This window comes from Ornithinimicrobium murale (assembly GCF_003352835.1).
Lineage (GTDB): Bacteria > Actinomycetota > Actinomycetes > Actinomycetales > Dermatophilaceae > Ornithinicoccus > Ornithinicoccus muralis.
This window is the reverse complement of sequence record NZ_QLVD01000023.1, coordinates 92798-109331: the sequence shown is the minus strand read 5'-3', so window position 1 is coordinate 109331 and position 16534 is coordinate 92798. Positions and strand designations below refer to the sequence as shown.

At 69.6% G+C, this 16534-nt stretch carries 15 protein-coding genes; 11 read left to right on the top strand and 4 right to left on the bottom strand.

The genetic code is table 11. The features are described 5' to 3' along the window. The first annotated feature begins 29 nt into the window (after window positions 1-29). Window positions 30-1088 carry a mycothiol conjugate amidase Mca gene (gene mca, locus DPQ65_RS09890; protein WP_114907181.1) on the top strand — a complete coding sequence of 353 codons (1059 nt, stop codon included), beginning with the start codon at window positions 30-32 and terminating at the stop codon, window positions 1086-1088. After that, the gene (locus DPQ65_RS09885) at window positions 1085-1327 is read left to right on the top strand and encodes a hypothetical protein (protein ID WP_114907180.1); all 243 of its coding nucleotides are present in this window, start codon (window positions 1085-1087) and stop codon (window positions 1325-1327) included. The genes mca and DPQ65_RS09885 overlap by 4 nt, the downstream gene beginning before the upstream one ends. A 221-nt stretch (window positions 1328-1548) precedes the next feature. Here the strand turns inward: DPQ65_RS09885 and trhA are convergent, their stop codons facing one another. Then, the gene (gene trhA / locus DPQ65_RS09880) at window positions 1549-2265 is read right to left on the bottom strand and encodes a PAQR family membrane homeostasis protein TrhA (RefSeq protein WP_114907482.1); all 717 of its coding nucleotides are present in this window, start codon (window positions 2263-2265) and stop codon (window positions 1549-1551) included. A gap of 229 nt (window positions 2266-2494) precedes the next feature. On the opposite strand from trhA, the gene DPQ65_RS09875 reads away from it, so the two are divergent. From DPQ65_RS09875 to DPQ65_RS09860, 4 genes are all read left to right on the top strand, one after another. After that, window positions 2495-3259 (top strand): isoprenyl transferase, encoded by a 765-nt coding sequence (locus DPQ65_RS09875; protein ID WP_114907179.1) that lies wholly within the window; start codon window positions 2495-2497, stop codon window positions 3257-3259. 323 nt (window positions 3260-3582) lie between these two features. After that, window positions 3583-4947: a PhoH family protein gene (locus DPQ65_RS09870; protein ID WP_114907178.1), complete on the top strand. Its 1365-nt coding sequence runs from the start codon at window positions 3583-3585 to the stop codon at window positions 4945-4947. Window positions 4948-5165: 218 nt separating this feature from the next. Next, window positions 5166-6026, top strand: coding sequence for an aggregation-promoting factor C-terminal-like domain-containing protein (locus DPQ65_RS15870; RefSeq protein WP_202863073.1), 861 nt, complete (start codon window positions 5166-5168; stop codon window positions 6024-6026). A 184-nt stretch (window positions 6027-6210) separates the two neighbouring features. Further along, window positions 6211-7647 (top strand): class II fumarate hydratase, encoded by a 1437-nt coding sequence (locus tag DPQ65_RS09860; protein ID WP_114907177.1) that lies wholly within the window; start codon window positions 6211-6213, stop codon window positions 7645-7647. Window positions 7648-7693: 46 nt separating this feature from the next. Here DPQ65_RS09860 and coaA read toward each other — a convergent pair whose 3' ends face one another. Next, window positions 7694-8647, bottom strand: coding sequence for a type I pantothenate kinase (gene coaA / locus DPQ65_RS09855; protein ID WP_114907176.1), 954 nt, complete (start codon window positions 8645-8647; stop codon window positions 7694-7696). 74 nt (window positions 8648-8721) lie between these two features. Here coaA and glmS point away from each other — a divergent pair, with 74 nt between their 5' ends. From glmS to DPQ65_RS09830, 5 genes are all read left to right on the top strand, one after another. Next, window positions 8722-10578: a glutamine--fructose-6-phosphate transaminase (isomerizing) gene (gene glmS / locus DPQ65_RS09850; protein ID WP_114907175.1), complete on the top strand. Its 1857-nt coding sequence runs from the start codon at window positions 8722-8724 to the stop codon at window positions 10576-10578. A 10-nt stretch (window positions 10579-10588) separates the two neighbouring features. After that, entirely contained in the window at window positions 10589-10939 is a 351-nt protein-coding gene (locus DPQ65_RS09845; protein ID WP_114907174.1) for a holo-ACP synthase, read from the top strand. Between the two features lie 2 nt (window positions 10940-10941). After that, window positions 10942-12417 carry an NAD(P)H-hydrate epimerase gene (locus DPQ65_RS09840; RefSeq protein WP_114907173.1) on the top strand — a complete coding sequence of 492 codons (1476 nt, stop codon included), beginning with the start codon at window positions 10942-10944 and terminating at the stop codon, window positions 12415-12417. Window positions 12418-12623: 206 nt separating this feature from the next. Next, the gene (locus DPQ65_RS09835) at window positions 12624-13106 is read left to right on the top strand and encodes a hypothetical protein (protein WP_114907172.1); all 483 of its coding nucleotides are present in this window, start codon (window positions 12624-12626) and stop codon (window positions 13104-13106) included. Window positions 13107-13408: 302 nt separating this feature from the next. Next, a complete protein-coding gene (locus DPQ65_RS09830) occupies window positions 13409-13693 on the top strand; it encodes a VOC family protein (protein ID WP_238146774.1) in 285 nt (94 codons plus the stop codon). 29 nt (window positions 13694-13722) lie between these two features. Here the strand turns inward: DPQ65_RS09830 and DPQ65_RS15670 are convergent, their stop codons facing one another. After that, window positions 13723-14133 carry a hypothetical protein gene (locus tag DPQ65_RS15670; RefSeq protein ID WP_162802149.1) on the bottom strand — a complete coding sequence of 137 codons (411 nt, stop codon included), beginning with the start codon at window positions 14131-14133 and terminating at the stop codon, window positions 13723-13725. Between the two features lie 1081 nt (window positions 14134-15214). Beyond that, the gene (locus DPQ65_RS09815; protein ID WP_114907169.1) at window positions 15215-16534 is read right to left on the bottom strand and encodes an MFS transporter; all 1320 of its coding nucleotides are present in this window, start codon (window positions 16532-16534) and stop codon (window positions 15215-15217) included.

The window sequence follows — 16534 nt, the reverse complement described above, 5'->3', positions numbered from 1 at the left end:
CGTCACACCAGATCACGAGGAGCGCAAGGGTGTCTCAGGAGCTTCGCCTGATGGCCGTCCACGCACACCCGGACGACGAGTCCAGCAAGGGTGCCGCCACGACGGCGAAGTATGTCGCCGACGGGGTCGAGGTGATGGTCGTCTCCTGCACCGGTGGTGAGCGCGGAGACGTCCTCAACGAACGGCTCAAGGGCGACCCGCACATCGAGCGGGACCTCACGCAGGTCCGCCGTGACGAGATGGCCGCCGCGGCACAGATCCTCGGCGTGCGCCACACCTGGCTGGGGTTCGTGGACTCCGGGCTGCCCGAGGGTGACCCGCTCCCGCCGCTGCCCGAGGGGTGCTTCGCCCTCGAGCCCGTCGAGGTCACCGCCGAGGCCCTGGTGCGGGTCATCCGCGAGTTCCGGCCCCACGTCATCACCACCTACGACGAGAACGGCGGCTACCCTCACCCCGACCACATCATGACCCACGTGGTGTCGATGGCGGCCTTCCACGCCGCCGGCGACCCCTCCGCATACCCCCATGCGGGCGAGCCCTGGCAGCCGCAGAAGGTCTATTTCTCCGGCTGGTCGATCCGGCGGATCACGGCGATCCACGAGGCGATGTTGGCCGAGGGGCTCGAGTCGCCCTACGAGGACTGGATGAGCGGACTGCGCAGCCGCCCCGAGCGCGACATCCAGACCCACGTGGAGTGCGCCGAGTTCTTCCCGGTCCGCGACAACGCGCTGCGGGCGCACGCCACCCAGGTCGACCCCGACGGTTTCTGGTTCAAGGTGCCGATGGAGCTGCAGCAGCGGGTCCACTCCACCGAGGACTGGGAGCTGGCGTTCTCCCTGGTGGAGCCGACCCTGCCCGAGGACGACTTGTTCGCCGGCCTGCGTGAGCTGGACCTGGACGCCGTATGCCGACAGGCACCCGAGCGGGACGCCGCCGGTGAGGTGGTGGCCGCCTACCGCTCCGTGCCGCCGCCCCCGCAGGACGAGGACGGCGACGGGGTGGACGACGCGCGGCAGACCGAGGACCTGGATGACGAGATCACCGAGGTCGAGGGTCACCATGACCGCGACAGTGAGCAGGCTTCGTGAACGGCACCGGTGTCGAGATCACCGCGGGCCTGGGCGGGTTCCTGGCGGTCTTCTTCCTGGCCTGCGCCCTGATCCTGCTGGGCTATGACCTGAACAAGCGGCTGCGCCGACTCAACCACCAGGAGGAGCTGCGCTTGGAGGAGGAGCGGCTCAACCAGGAGCGGCGCGACCGCGAGGCCGGCGAGTCGGCGGGCGAGGCTGAGCAGGACCCGGACGCGGGCGACGACACCCCACGCTGAGCGCGCGTGCGCCGAGGACTGGGCGACGACACCCCACGCTGAGCGCGCGTGCACCGAGGGCGGGGAGCGCACGGGCGACGCCGCGCACACCAACCGGAATCGTGACCGGGTGCGCAGAGGGTCGGTGCTCTGACCTGCACCGATGCGCAGGGGGTGCTGACGATTCCGGTTGGTGTGCGCGGTTTCGCGGGCCGGGCAGCGGTCTCTGGGGGCCTGAAGGGTCAGCCGGTGGCGACAGGCGCCGCGCCGTAGACCGAGAAGGACACGGCCACGTAGTGCGCGGCGAAGGCCACGATCGTGAACGCGTGGAAGATCTCGTGGAAGCCGAACCAGCGCGGTGAAGGGTTCGGTCGCTTGGTGCCGTAGACCACGGCGCCCAGGGTGTAGAGCAGGCCGCCGGCGGCGATCAGCGCCACCACGACCGCGCCGCCGCTGCGCAGGAAGCCCGGCATATAGAACACCGCAACCCACCCCAGGGCCACATAGACCGGGGTGTAGAGCCAGCGGGGTGCACCGACCCAGAGCACCCGGAAGAGCACCCCGACGATCGCGCCGCCCCAGGCCAGCCACAGCAGGGTCCGGCCCTGGCCCTCCGGCAGCAGGAGCACCGCGAACGGCGTGTAGGTGCCGGCGATGATCAGGAAGATGTTGGCGTGGTCCAGGCGCTTGAGCACCCGGCTGGTGCGCTCGCTGAAGTGCCCGTTCCCCCGGTGATAGACCGCCGAGGTGCCGAACAGCAGCACCGCGGTGATCGCAAAGATCGCGGAGGCGATGCGGGCGGGGGTGGTCGGTGCCAGCGCGACCAGGACGATGCCGGCGGCCAGGGCCAGCGGTGTGGTCCCCAGGTGCAGCCAGCCGCGCAGCTTGGGCTTGATCGCGGCGACCGCCTCCCGGGCGCTCTCGCGGACGGTGTCAGCGGTCTCCCGAACATCCTGCATCGCGGACTCCCGGGCGTGCTGCACCCGGTCCCTGGTCCTGCCCGTGCTGCTCTCGTCCATGCAACCAGCGTAACCTACGTTGCCGTAAGTTACGAACCGGTAACCAGCGAGTGGGGTAGAGGCCGCGCCACCATCCTCCGGCTCGGCAGGTGAGGACTTCGCGCAGCGTTGGTGGACAGACCGTGGAGATCACCGAGATCGCCCAGCGTCGGCGAGTAGGTTGGCCGCTATGCGTTCTCCCCGCGACCTGCTCTATCGCGCATACAACCGATCGTTGACCAAGAGCCTCCCGGTGGAGCGTCTGCCGCGGCACGTCGGGGTCATGCTGGACGGCAACCGCCGCTGGGCGAAGCTGCGCGGGGCCGACACAGCACAGGGGCACCGTGCGGGTGCGGACAACATCAGGCCCTTGCTGGAGTGGTGCGAGGAGGCCGGCGTCGAGGTCGTCACGCTCTGGCTGCTCTCGACCGACAACCTGCGCCGGGACGCACGGGAGGTCGAGCCGCTCCTGACGATCATCCAGGACGTGGTCACCGAGCTGGCCGACGGGCGCCAGTGGCAGCTCAACCTGGTCGGCGCGGCGCACCTGCTGCCCACCGACACCGTGCAGGTCCTGCGGGACGCGGTGGACCGCACGGCCGACGTCGACGGCATGGTCGTCAACGTGGCCATCGGCTACGGCGGGCGGCAGGAGATCGCGGACGCGGTGCGCTCCCTGCTCGCCGAGGCCGCCGAGCAGGGCACCTCGCTGGAGGAGCTCGCCCGCACCGTCGAGGTCGAGGACATCGCCTCCCACCTCTACACCAAGGGGCAACCGGACCCCGACCTGGTCATCCGCACCAGCGGCGAGCAGCGGCTGGGGGGCTTCCTGCTCTGGCAGAGCGCCCACAGCGAGTTCTACTTCTGCGAGGCCTACTGGCCGGACTTCCGCAAGGTGGACTTCCTCCGCGCACTCCGGGCCTACGCCGAACGCGAGCGTCGCTTCGGGGGGTGAGCCTCGGCATACAGCCGGATCTGGGTATGCCGTGTGGCCGGCCCGCCCTGCCGGGGAACCTGAGGTGACACGCGGGTGAATGGTCAACGACTGCCTGGCGGACCTTTGCGCCACGCCGCGCCGATTGGCGTGTCGGTGCCCCAACTGGTCCTAACGTCGGTGGTGACGAGGACGCCCGTCCTCGTCCGGGAGGCCAACCAGATGGAGCGACTGCTCTGGGCGGGGGGCCGGCGCCGGCACCTCGACCACCTGGTCAGTGTCCGGTCCCGGTCAACCCACCGTCACCACGCGTAGCGACAGCGCGCGTGTCAGGGAGAGTCGACATGGCAACCACCACCAGCCGATCCGCCACCCGATCCACGCGCGCACGCGCTGCCCAGCCCGCCGAGGTCAGCACCAAGACCTATGTCCTGGACACCTCGGTCCTGCTGTCCGACCCGCGGGCACTGCTGCGCTTCGCCGAGCACCAGGTCGTGCTGCCCATCGTGGTCATCACCGAGCTGGAGGAGAAGCGGCACCACCCCGAGCTGGGCTACTTCGCCCGGGAGGCGCTGCGGCTCCTGGATGACCTCCGGGTGCAGCACGACGGGTTGAACGAGCCGGTGCCGGTGGGGGAGACCGGGGGCACCCTCCGCGTGGAGCTCAACCACGCCGACCCGTCCTCGCTGCCGGCCGGGTTCCGACTGGGCGACAACGACTCGCGCATCCTCGCCGTGGCCTGCAACTTCGCCGGCGAGGGACATGACGTGACCGTGGTCAGCAAGGACCTGCCGATGCGGGTCAAGGCCTCGGCCTGCGGACTGGACGCTCAGGAGTATCGCGCCGAGCTGGCCGTCGACTCGGGCTGGACCGGCATGGCCGAGCTGCAGGTCGACGACGCGCAGATGTCCACCCTCTATGAGAACGGGCGGCTGGAGCACGAGGCGGCCGCGGACCTGTTGGTCCACACCGGCCTGACCGTGCTCGGCCCGTCCGGTAGTGCGCTGGCCCGGGTCGCGCCCGACCGCGCGGTCAAGCTGGTGCGCGGCGACCGCGACGCCTTCGGGTTGCACGGACGCTCCGCGGAGCAGCGCATCGCCCTGGACCTGCTGCTGGACCAGGACGTCGGCATCCTGTCCCTCGGGGGTCGCGCGGGCACCGGCAAGTCCGCCCTGGCCCTCTGCGCGGGGCTGGAGGCGGTCATGGAGCGCCGACAGCACCGCAAGGTGGTGGTCTTCCGCCCGCTCTATCCGGTCGGCGGTCAGGAGCTCGGGTATCTGCCCGGGAGCGAGAACGAGAAGATGGGGCCGTGGGCCCAGGCGGTCTTCGACACCCTCGGGGCGGTGGTCTCCAAGGAGGTCGTCGAGGAGATCATCGACCGCGACATGCTCGAGGTGCTCCCGCTGACGCACATCCGCGGCCGCTCGCTGCACGACGCCTTCGTGATCGTGGACGAGGCCCAGTCGCTGGAGCGCAACGTGCTGCTGACCGTCCTGTCCCGGGTCGGCCAGAACTCGCGGGTCGTGCTGACCCATGACGTCGCCCAGCGTGACAACCTCCGGGTGGGCCGGCACGACGGCGTCGCCGCGGTCATCGAGACGCTCAAGGGGCACCCGCTGTTCGCTCACATCACGCTGCACCGCAGTGAGCGCAGCCCGATCGCAGCGCTGGTCACCGATCTCCTCGAGGGCAGCGAGCGGCTGACCTGACCTGCACAAAGTCCCACTATCACCATCAGCCCCAGGGGTCACAGCATGCGGCCCCCGGGGCTGTGTGACCTTGCCCACGGAATGGCCCAGCGGTTTGCGAAATATTGACTCGTGCTGTCACGGTGGTTGCTTCAACATCACGAATTCATAACGCTCGTGACCGTGTCCCCCTGCTGTTCCCCGCAGCTGACGGTGCCCCGGGCGTGGAGGTTATCCCTGTGTCCAACGCCCCTGAGATCACCGTGCTCGCCGACAGCGACGAGACCAATGGCCGCCATCGCAAGCGACTGCACCGCGGCGCCACTGCCGTGACCGCAGTCATCGCCGCCGGCGCCGTTGCCATGGCAACCTACGCCGGCCTGCCGAACAGTGCGCCGTCCCTCGACGCCACCGGCGTCGCGAACAGCCTCGGTCAGGCGAGCCCCTTCGTCGGCGACGCCGCCCTGCAGAATGTCGCCGAGCGCAGCGAGTCCTCGCTCACCGAGGCCGTGGCCGCGGTCGAGGAGCAGGTCGCTGCGAGCAACATGAACTTCTCCGCGTGGAGCGCCCGCAAGGGTGGCGACGCCGCCATCGAGCGCTCCGGTGAGATCGCTGCAGAGCGTGCCGCTGCCGAGCAGGCCGCTGCAGAGCAGGCTGCCGCCGAGCGTGCCGCTGCCGAGCAGGCCGCCGCCGAGCGTGCCGCCGAGCAGGAGGCCGCCGCCCGCTCCCAGGAGCGCGCCGAGGCACCGGTCGAGGAGGCGGCTCCCGCCCCCGAGCCGGCTCCGGCTCCCACCCCGTCCGGCTCCCCCCGGGACATCGCCGCCGGGATGCTCGGCAACTATGGCTGGGGGCAGGACCAGTTCAGCTGCCTGAACTCGCTGTGGAACCGCGAGAGCGGCTGGAACACCTACGCGCAGAACCCGTCCTCGGGCGCCTACGGCATCCCGCAGTCCCTGCCGGGCAGCAAGATGGCCTCGGCCGGTGCCGACTGGCAGACCAACCCGGCCACCCAGATCCGCTGGGGCCTGGGCTACATCCAGGGCCGCTACGGCAGCCCGTGCGGCGCCTGGGCGCACTCGCAGTCCGTCGGCTGGTACTGACCCATTTTTGGGGAGGTTCGGAACGCCTCTCGCGCATTTTTGGGGAGGTTCGGAACGCCTCTCGCGCCTTCTTGGGGAGGTTCGGAACGCCTGAGCCGTGCACGAGCAATGCACGGCCAGGGCGCGAGGCTCACCCCTCGACGGCAACTGGCCGTCCAGCGGACGTGAGGTGTTGACTAGAGGTATGACTGCCGACTCCAGCCCCGCGACCCCCGCCGTCGACACCCCCATGCGCACCGAGCGCGACTCGATGGGGGAGGTGCAGGTCCCGGCCGATGCGCTGTATGCCGCGCAGACGGCTCGCGCGGTCGAGAACTTCCCGATCTCCGGGCAGCCAGTCCCGGCCGCGATCGTGCATGCCTTGGCGCTGATCAAGTCCGCGGCTGCCGAGGTCAACGCACAGCTGGGAGTCCTGGACGCCGCACGTGCCGAGGCGATCAGTGCCGCCGCTGACGAGGTGGCAGCGGGGCAGCACGACGCGCACTTCCCGATCGACGTCTATCAGACCGGGTCGGGCACGTCCACCAACATGAACGTCAACGAGGTTGTCGCCACCCTGGCCAACCGGGCGCTCGACGGTGATCCAGCAGTGCACCCCAACGACCACGTCAACGCCGGGCAGTCCAGCAACGACACCTTCCCCTCGGCGATCCGGGTCGCCGCCGTGCGTCTGGTCCACGACGAGCTGCTCCCGGGCCTGGAGCGTCTCGAGCAGGCGCTCACGACCAAGAGCGCCGAGTTCGCCGACGTGGTCAAGGCCGGCCGAACGCACCTGATGGACGCCGTGCCGGTGACCCTGGGCCAGGAGTTCGGGGGCTATGCCCGGCAGATCGCCCTCGGGTCCCAGCGGGTCACCGAGGCCGCCGGCCCCGCCGCGGAACTGCCGTTGGGTGGGACCGCGGCCGGCACCGGCCTCAACGCCCACCCACAGTTCGCGCCGCAGGTGATCGCCGAGGTGTCCCGCCGCTCCGGGGTGGAGTTCGTCGAGGCCACCGACCACTTCGAGGCACAGTCCACCCAGGATGCCCTCGTGGCCCTCAGCGGCGCCCTGCGCGTCGTGGCGGTCTCCCTCACCAAGATCTGCAACGACCTGCGTTGGATGGGCTCCGGACCGCGTGCCGGACTGCAGGAGATCCAGTTGCCGGACCTGCAACCGGGCTCCTCGATCATGCCCGGCAAGGTCAACCCGGTCCTGCCCGAGGCGACCCTGATGGTCTGCGCGAAGGTGATCGGCAACGACACGACGATGACGGTCGGTGGGGCCAGCGGCACCTTCGAGCTCAACGTGATGCTCCCCGTCATGGGGCAGGTGCTGGTGGAGTCGATCACCCTGCTGGCCACCTCATCCCGGCTGCTGGCCGACCGCTGCATCAGCGGGATCACCGCCAACGTCGAGCACAACCGGGAGCTCGCCGAGAGCTCGAGCGCGATCGTCACGCCGCTCAACAAATACATCGGCTACGAGGCCGCCGCGGCCGTGGCCAAGCAGGCCCTGGCGAGCCGGCAGACCATCCGGGAGGTCGTCATCGAGCGCGGGCACATCGAGAAGGGCGATCTCACCGAGGAGCAGCTTGATGCCGCCTTGGATGTCCTGGCGATGACCCGTCCTCACCTGACCTGACCGACCCTCAGGGGAGGGGCGCACATGAGGTGAGCCTCGGCATACCTCAGAGGCGGCGCAGCCGCACCCGGTTGACCGCGTGGTCCTCACCCTTGCTCAGCACCAGGGTCGCCCGGCCGCGGGTCGGCAGGATGTTCTCGACGAGGTTGGGGGCGTTGATCGCGTCCCAGATGCTCTCGGCCATGTCCTCGGCCGCGTCGTCAGCGAGGCTGGCATAACGGCGGAAGTAGGACTCGGGCTGGTTGAACGCGGTGTGGCGCAGCTCCTGGAAACGGTCGACATACCACTTCTTGATCAGGGCCTGCTTGGCGTCGACATAGACCGAGAAGTCGAAGAAGTCCGACACCGACAGCCCCGTGCGACCGTCGCTGTGCTGGCGGGGCGGCTGCAGCACGTTGAGCCCCTCGACGATCAGCACATCAGGACGCCGGACCACGACCTCCTGGCCGGGGACGATGTCATAGGTGAGGTGGGAGTAGACCGGTGCGCGCACCTCGTCCTTGCCCGACTTGACCTCCATGACGAAGCGCAGCAGGGCTCGCCGGTCATAGCTCTCCGGATAGCCCTTGCGGGCCATCAGGTTGCGGTCGGTGAGCACCTTGTTGGGGTAGAGGAAGCCGTCGGTGGTGACCAGCTCGACCACCGGCTCGGACTCCCAGCGCTGGATCAGCGCCTGCAGGATGCGGGCCGTCGTCGACTTGCCGACCGCCACCGACCCTGCGACCCCGATGACGAAGGGCGTGCGCTCGTGACGCTCACCGAGGAAGTCGCTGGTCACCTGGTGCAGCTGCTCGACCTCGCGCTCATAGAAGGACAGCAGTCGGGACAGCGGCAGATAGACCTGCTCGATCTCCTCCATGTCCAGCCGCTCGCCGAGGCCGCGCAGCCGGATGATGTCGTCCTGGGTCAGGAGCATCGGGTGCTGGTCACGCAGCGCGGCCCACCCGGCCCGGTCGAGCTCGACATAGGGCGAGTGGATGCCGGCGCCGTTGGAAGCCATGCGGACATTCTGCACGGCGCCGTCACCGGCTGTTCATGCGGTTCTCCGGGGTCGCACGGATTAGGCTGCCCCTCATGTGTGGAATCGTGGGCTATGTCGGTCCGAACAGCAGTGGCAGGGCCCTTGAGGTCGTGATGGATGGGCTGACCCGCCTGGAGTACCGCGGATACGACTCCGCCGGGGTGGCGCTGGTCGGCGGGAGTGAGGTCGTGGGCGCCAAGCGCGCCGGCAAGCTGAGCAACCTCACCAAGGCCCTGGCCGAGCAGCCGCTGCCGGAGACCACGACCGCGATCGGGCACACCCGGTGGGCCACGCACGGTGGACCCACCGATGAGAACGCCCACCCGCACCGGGGCGGCACGGACCGCAAGCTCGCGCTGGTCCACAACGGGATCATCGAGAACTTCCACAGCCTCCGGAAGCAGCTCATAGCCGACGGCGTCGTGTTCTCCTCCGAGACCGACACCGAGGTCGTGGCGCACCTGGTCTCCCGCGCCTTCGCGGGGACCGGCGACCTGACCGCGGCGATGCGCGAGGTCGTCAACACCCTCCACGGAGCCTTCACCCTGCTGGCGGTGCACTCCGACCAGCCCGACGTGGTCGTGGGCGCCCGCCGCAACTCCCCGCTCGTCGTGGGCCTGGGCGAGGGCGAGAACTTCCTCGGCTCCGATGTCGCTGCCTTCATCGGCTACACCCGCCGGGCGCTCGAGCTCGGGCAGGACCAGATCGTCACGATCACCCCCGAGGGCTACACGGTCATCGACTTCGACGGCACGCCGAGCGACGGCAAGGCCTATGAGGTCACCTGGGACGCCGCGGCCGCCGAGAAGGGCGGCTTCGACACCTTCATGGAGAAGGAGATCCACGAGCAGCCGCACGCGGTCGCCGACACGTTGCTGGGACGCACCGACGAGACCGGCCTCCTGGTGCTCGATGAGATGGGGCTCACCGAAGAGGACCTGCGCGCCATCGACAAGATGGTCATCGTCGCCTGCGGCACCGCCGCGTATGCCGGCATGGTCGCCAAGTACGCCATCGAGCGGTGGGCGCGGATCCCCGTCGAGGTCGAGCTGGCCCATGAGTTCCGCTACCGCGACCCGGTCATCGATGAGAAGACCCTGGTGGTCTCGATCAGCCAGTCCGGCGAGACGATGGACACCCTGATGGCGGTCCGCCACGCCAAGGAGCTGGGCGCGCGCACCATCTCCATCTGTAACACGCACGGCTCGACCATCCCGCGCGAGTCCGACGGCGTGCTCTACACCCACGCCGGCCCGGAGATCGCGGTCGCCTCCACCAAGGCCTTCCTGGCCCAGATCACCGCGAGCTACATCCTCGGCCTCTACCTGGTGCAGGTGCGCCGCGACCAGCGTGAGGGTGTCGCCGAGGTGATGTCCGAGCTGCAGCGCATCCCGGAGAAGATCCAGGAGCTGCTGGGCAGCATGGACCGCGTCAAGGAGATCGCCCGGTTCATGGCCGACACCCGTGCCGTGCTCTTCCTGGGCCGCCACGTCGGCTTCCCCGTGGCGATGGAGGGCGCTCTCAAGCTCAAGGAGCTGGCCTACATCCACGCCGAGGGGTTCGCCGCGGGCGAGCTCAAGCATGGTCCCATCGCGCTGATCGAGCCGGGCCAGCCCGTGTTCGTCGTCGTCCCGTCGCCGGACTCCGAGCACGGTCTGCACGGCAAGGTCGTCTCCAACATCCAGGAGATCCGCGCCCGCGGGGCCCGCACGCTGGTCATCGCCGAGGAGGGCGACGAGGACGTGGAGCCGTTCGCCGACGAGGTCATCCGCGTGCCCCGCACATCGGCGCTCCTGGCGCCGCTGCTGACCGTCGTGCCGCTGCAGGTCTTCGCCCTCGAGCTGTCCACCGCCAAGGGGCTGGACGTCGACCAGCCGCGCAACCTGGCCAAGTCGGTCACCGTCGAGTGAGCAGCCACAGATGATCATCGGGGTGGGCATCGACGTGGTCGACATTGCCCGCTTCGGCGACTCACTGGAGCGCACCCCGCGGCTGCTGGACCGGCTGTTCACCGACGAGGAGAAGGCCCTGCGCCTGCCCTCCCTGGCGGCCCGCTTCGCCGCCAAGGAGGCTCTGGCCAAGGCGCTGGGTGCCCCGGTCGGGCTGAGCTGGACCGATGCGAGCGTGCGACGGGCAGACTGGGGCAGGCCCGAGCTGGTCGTGACCGGCAGCGTGCAGGCCCGCGCGCAGGAGCTGGGGGTCAGTGCCTTCCACGTGTCCCTGTCGCACGACGCGGGGGTCGCCTCCGCGGTCGTGATTGCCGAGGGCTGAGCATGATCCGCGCGTTCAGCATCCCTGCGGTCCGGGCGGCCGAGGAGGCCACCGGCGATGCCCTCACCTCCGGTGACCTGATGCGGCGGGCCGCGGACGCGCTCGCGGCGGTGGTCCTGGCCAGGGCGCGGGAGCGGCGTGCCGGCTCGGTCGTCGTCCTGGTCGGGCCGGGCGACAACGGCGGAGACGCGCTGTATGCCGCAGCGCACCTCTGCGAGCACCTCCCCGTGGTCGTGGTGCAGGTGGGTGATGCCGTCCACCCCGACGGCCTGGCAGCCGCGGTGGAGGCGGGCGTGCCCCGCCTGCGCGTGGCCCGCACTCGACGGGCCCTGACCCAGCCGGTGCGCCAGGCACTGTCCGAGGCCGACGTGATCGTGGACGGCCTGCTCGGCATCGGTGGCCGGCCCGGACTCAGTGGTGCCATGGCCGGGCTGGCCGAGGCGATCCCCGAGGCCGCGTTCGTCATCGCGGTCGACCTCCCGAGCGGGGCGGACCCCGAGGGGGTCGAGGCGCTCGCGGTCGCGGTGCACGCCGATGAGACCGTGACCTTCGGGCTGGCCAAGCCGGTCCACCTGCTGCCCGCCACCCGCCAGGCCGTGGGGCGGCTGACCGTGGTCGACATCGGGATCGACCAACCCGAGTCTGCTGCTGTCGAGCAGCTCACCGGCGCTGATGTGCCCGCCCTGTGGCCGGTGCCTGGTCCGAGCGATGACAAGTACTCCCGCGGTGTCCTCGGCGTGGTTGCCGGCAGCGCACGCTATCCCGGCGCTGCGGTGCTGTCGGTCAGTGCCGCGGCGGAGGCCGGTGCGGGCATGGTCCGTTATGTGGGGCCCGACGCAGCTGCGCAGCAGGTCCTGCACGCGGTCCCGGAGGCGGTCCCGGGCCCGGGGCGCGTCCAGACCTGGGTGCTCGGGCCGGGCATCCCCACGGACGAGACCACCTCGGACGTGCGCCGTCAGGTGGAGGCGTGCCGCAGCGCGCTGGCCTCGGACGTGCCGTGCGTCGTCGACGCCGGGGCCCTGGACCTGATCGAGGGACCGCGGGAGGCACCGACGCTGCTCACGCCGCACGCGGGTGAGCTCGCGCGGATGCTGAGCCGGTTGGAGGAGGGGCGGGTCTTCCACCGCAACCAGATCAGTGCCGCGCCGTTGGACCACGCCCGACGGGTGGCCGAGCTGACCGGAGCCACCGTCCTGCTCAAGGGAGCCACGACCCTGGTGGTCGGCCCCGACACCGGCGAGGCGGTGCGTTGTCAGACGGATGCCCCGCCCTGGCTGGCCACCGCGGGCGCCGGTGACGTCCTGGCGGGGCTCGCCGGCATGCTGCTGGCGGCCGGTCTCGACCTGCTCGACGCCGGGTCCCTGGCCGCCCTGGTGCACGGTCGCGCGGCTCACCACGCCAACCCGGGCGGCCCGGTGCGCGCGCTGGCCGTGGCCCGAGCCATCCCGGGGACGGTGGCTGACCTGCTCAGGGGGTGAGGTTCTCCCCGTCACGGACTTCGACCATGAATCTGGCGATGCGCCGCCTACGGGCCGCAGGTGCTCTCAATGAGTGCCTGTGCAACAGGTTCGACGAGACTCACCTAAAGTGCTCGCGAAACGGGTCGCGTGCCTCAGATGGGTTTGCTCGCGAAACGGTTGGGTCTGTTCCGCGGGGGGCTGGCCGGATGGTTTCAGTGTTGTCGATGGCTGCCAGGCACGAGGTCACCAAGAAGTACGCCCGCGAGTACGCGGCCGCCTCGAAGCTCCGCAAGGGCGAGTTACTCGATGAGCTGATCGGCGTGATGGGGTGGTCGCGGGCCAACGCACGCCGGGCGATCCGTACCGCGGCCCAGCGTCGTGGGCCGGCCCGGGCGCAGGTGCGTAAGCCACGGGGCCGCGGCTACTCCTACGACGCCTTGAAGGTGCTGATCGCGGTGTGGACGCTGGTCGGTGAGCCGTGCGGGAAGTACCTGGTCGTGATCATGGAAGAGAGCCTGGACCAAGTCACCGCCCACGACAAACTGGCCGAGGTCGCTGACCGTCTCACCGATCAGGTCCGCGCCGAACTGAGCGCCGTCCGCGCCGAGCTCAACCCCGCCGACCTGACCCGCCGCATCAACGCGATCCAGACCCACCTCATCGACCACGCCCGCACCAAGACCCTCACCCAGCCAGACGCTTCCTGAGCCCCCTCACACGCGAGCAAACTCAACTGAGGCAGGCGGTCACATTTCGCGAGCACCTTGACATGATCATCACGGGTTCCGCCAGCGGCAGGTTGGGCGTGTCGATTGAAGACGGGCTGTGGGCTAAGAGGCAGCCTCGGCGCACAGTAGGGTGCCGTTGTGGACCAGAGACTGAGCTTAATGACCCTTGGTGTGCACAACCTGGATCGTGCCGTGGCCTTCTATCGGGGGATGGGGTGGGAACCGGCGGCAGCGCCCGAGGGCGTGGTCTTCTTTCAGGTCGGCGGCCTGGTGGTCGCGCTGTGGGACGCGCCGCCCTGGAGGTGGACTCCTGCACCGAGGACTCTGGTGGCTGGGGCGGGGTGACGTTGGCCTACAACGTGAACAGCCGCGAGGAGGTTGACGAGGTGATCGAGCAGGCCGAGGCCGCCGGTGCCACGATCGGCCGCGCCGGCGGAGGCACCTTCTGGGGCGGCTACTCCGGGGTCTTCATCGATCCCGAGGGCCACCCTTGGGAGGTCGCGCACAATCCCTTCTGGAGCGTCACCGAGGATGGCCGGACCCTGGTGGGCGACGGTCGCGGGTGACCTCGTTCGAGACCTGCGGGGCAGCGCCGTCATCCCTCTGCTGGGTACAGCAGGTCCGACGGAGGCTTCACCTCGCAGTCCGCCGTAATAATGCTCATGTCCGAGGCGATGGTGGCAGGGTCAAGGGCTTCGTCGGCGAAGAAGATGCTGCCGTCAGTGGCGTACTGCTCCTGGTAGGTGGGCCACGACGGAGGTTCGGGGATGGGGTAACCCAACCCTGCCATGCAGGGCAGGGTCTCCTCAATGAGCCAGTCGTAGTGGACCCGCAGTTGCACAGGGTCCAGTGGCTCGACGTACTCCGCCGCAAGCGGGTATCTGGCCAGACACACGTACTCTGCCAGCATGGCTGCTTCGTGCTGGCCGGGAGCCGCGCCGAAGCCCCAACTCCCATCCGGGTCGGCTTCAGCGGGAAAGCCCTCGGCGGTCAGGCAATCCGCCATGACCTGGGCTCTCTCGTCGGGGTGAACCGCGCGGATCGGTCGCACCGAAGGGGGGTCCTCGAGTCCGTGGCCCTCAGCAAGTTCCGCCATGTCCGCGTAGTAAGTGTCCGGGACTCCCTCAGGCAAGGGTGCCGTGTCGGACACGGAGGCGTCGGCGGCGGGCGATCTCGATGACGGCGGGGAAGTCTCCGCGGGCGCGTCCGCACGAGTCGTGGTCTTGCCCCGCGTCGACGTGGTGTCGCCGTTACCGCTGCAGCCCACGAGAAGCGTGCCGCAAAGTAGAATTGAGAGGTGTCGAGTGCCGCGAACGCTCTGCCGCTGCAGCCCTGACATGCGCATCAGTACTGGCAGCTGTTGCTCCAGACTTGGATGTATGAGTCCGCCCACCAGTACGTCGAGGCGCTCCGGAAGGGGCTAGTAGTGGCGTGGATGTACGAGCCGGTGGACTTGTAGTAAGTGCTTGTGTGGGTGTGAGATTGGAAGGTCGCCCCGTCTGCCCTGCTGTAGGCACCAACGGTCGTTGACGTCTGACAGTGGATGACCGGTCCGTTTCGCGTGTCAGCGTTCGCGAGAGTTGGCGCCGCCACTAACATGGCGAGCGCCATCACGACAGCACACCCGGCAGCCGTGATGACCTCGCGCAACTTTGATGTTGTCATCAGTTTCCCCTTCGTCAGTGCATTGCGGACTGAATCTGATAGGGGAGCATCCCAGCGCGCACCGTGCCTGTCAATGGCCACGACTCGAGCAGCCACTCTCGCCGGCTGCGCTGCGGAAATGTTCATTCATCGCCCGGGCAGACCCACATGGTGGTCTGCCGCCTGCGCGCCCAACCCGTGAGCACCGGCCCGAGGCGACATCACACTTCTTCGCGGAAGCATGGTCAGAGCGGTCGCTCAGCAGGCCGAACACCCATTGCCACTGTACGTCCGCGGTTTCAGCTGAACCAGCATGCGCCCTGGTCGTTCCGCGCGGTGGCCTGGATAGTCGCGTTCGGCATCGACAGAATATCGTCGCCTCCTGACATGACCAGCGGTGCCAGCAAAGGCCCTGGGCTCTTGCCGTGCAGGGCCCCGTCCAGTCATCCGAAGGCGCTCACGGGGCTGCTGGCCCGGTGCCGCGGCACCAACAGCGAACAGACGGTGGCCAGCAGGCAGAGTGCCCCGGCCCCGAGCCACGCGAAGTCATAGGACCCCTGGGTGTCCCGGATCAGGCCCGCGCCGGTGGCCGCGACCGCCGCGCCCACCTGGTGGGACGCGAAGACCCACCCGAAGACGACCGGTGCCTTGTCGCCAAAGTGTTCCTGGCACAGGGCGACGGTCGGCGGCACGGTCGCGACCCAGTCCAGCCCATAGAAGATGATGAAGGCCCACATGCTGGGCTGCACCTCCGGGCCGAACAGCGTTGGCAGCGCCATGAGGGACAGGCCACGCAGGGTGTAGTAGACGGCCAGCAGGAGACGGGGGTCGATCCGGTCGGTGAGGAACCCGCTGCCGATGGTGCCGATGATGTCCACGATGCCGATCACGGCCAACAGCCCGGCCGCGGCGGTCAACGGCATGCCGTGGTCGTGCGCAGCCGGCACGAAGTGGGTGCCGACCAGTCCGTTCGTCGAGGCACCGCACACCGCGAAGCCCCCGGCGAGCAGCCAGAAGGTCCGTGTCCGGGCGGCCTCGGCCAAGCCGGACAGGGCCATGGCAGCCGCGTTGCCGGTGCGGGCGGCGCGAGGCTGGGTGGGTGCGCTCTCGCTCGCGCCGTAGGCCTCCAGCCCGATCTCGTGCGGGTGGTCCCGCACGGCGTAGAGCACCAGGGGCAGCACCAGCAGGGCCGTGCCGGCCACGAAGAGTGCCGGCACGCGCCACCCATAGCTCGTGGCCAGCCAGGCCACGGCGGGCAGGAAGATCAGCTGGCCTGCGGCCCCGGCCGCGGTGAGCACGCCGCTGACCAGGCCGCGCTGCGTCACGAACCACCGGTTGACCAGGGTCGCGATGAAGGCCATGGAGATCGACCCCGCGCCGAGGCCGACCAGGAAGCCCCACAGCAGCCACAGCTGCCAGGGCTGGGTCATGAAGACCGTCAGGCCGCCGCCGGTCGCCAGGAGCAGGAGCGCTGCCGTGAGCACCGGTCGGATCCCGAAGCGGTCCATCAGGGCGGCGGCGAACGGGGAGAACAGGCCATAGAGCAGCATGTTGATCGAGACCGCCATCCCGATCGTGCCGTGCGACCAGCCGAACTCCTCGTGCAACGGGTTGATCAGGACGCCGGGCACCGACCGGAAGCCGGCGGCGCCGACCATCGCGACGAACCCGGCCAGGGCGACCCACCAGGCACGGTGGATCCGGGGCGCACCAGCGCCGACCACACGCTGACGGGACGTGCGCACGGGGGAGAGGAACGGCAT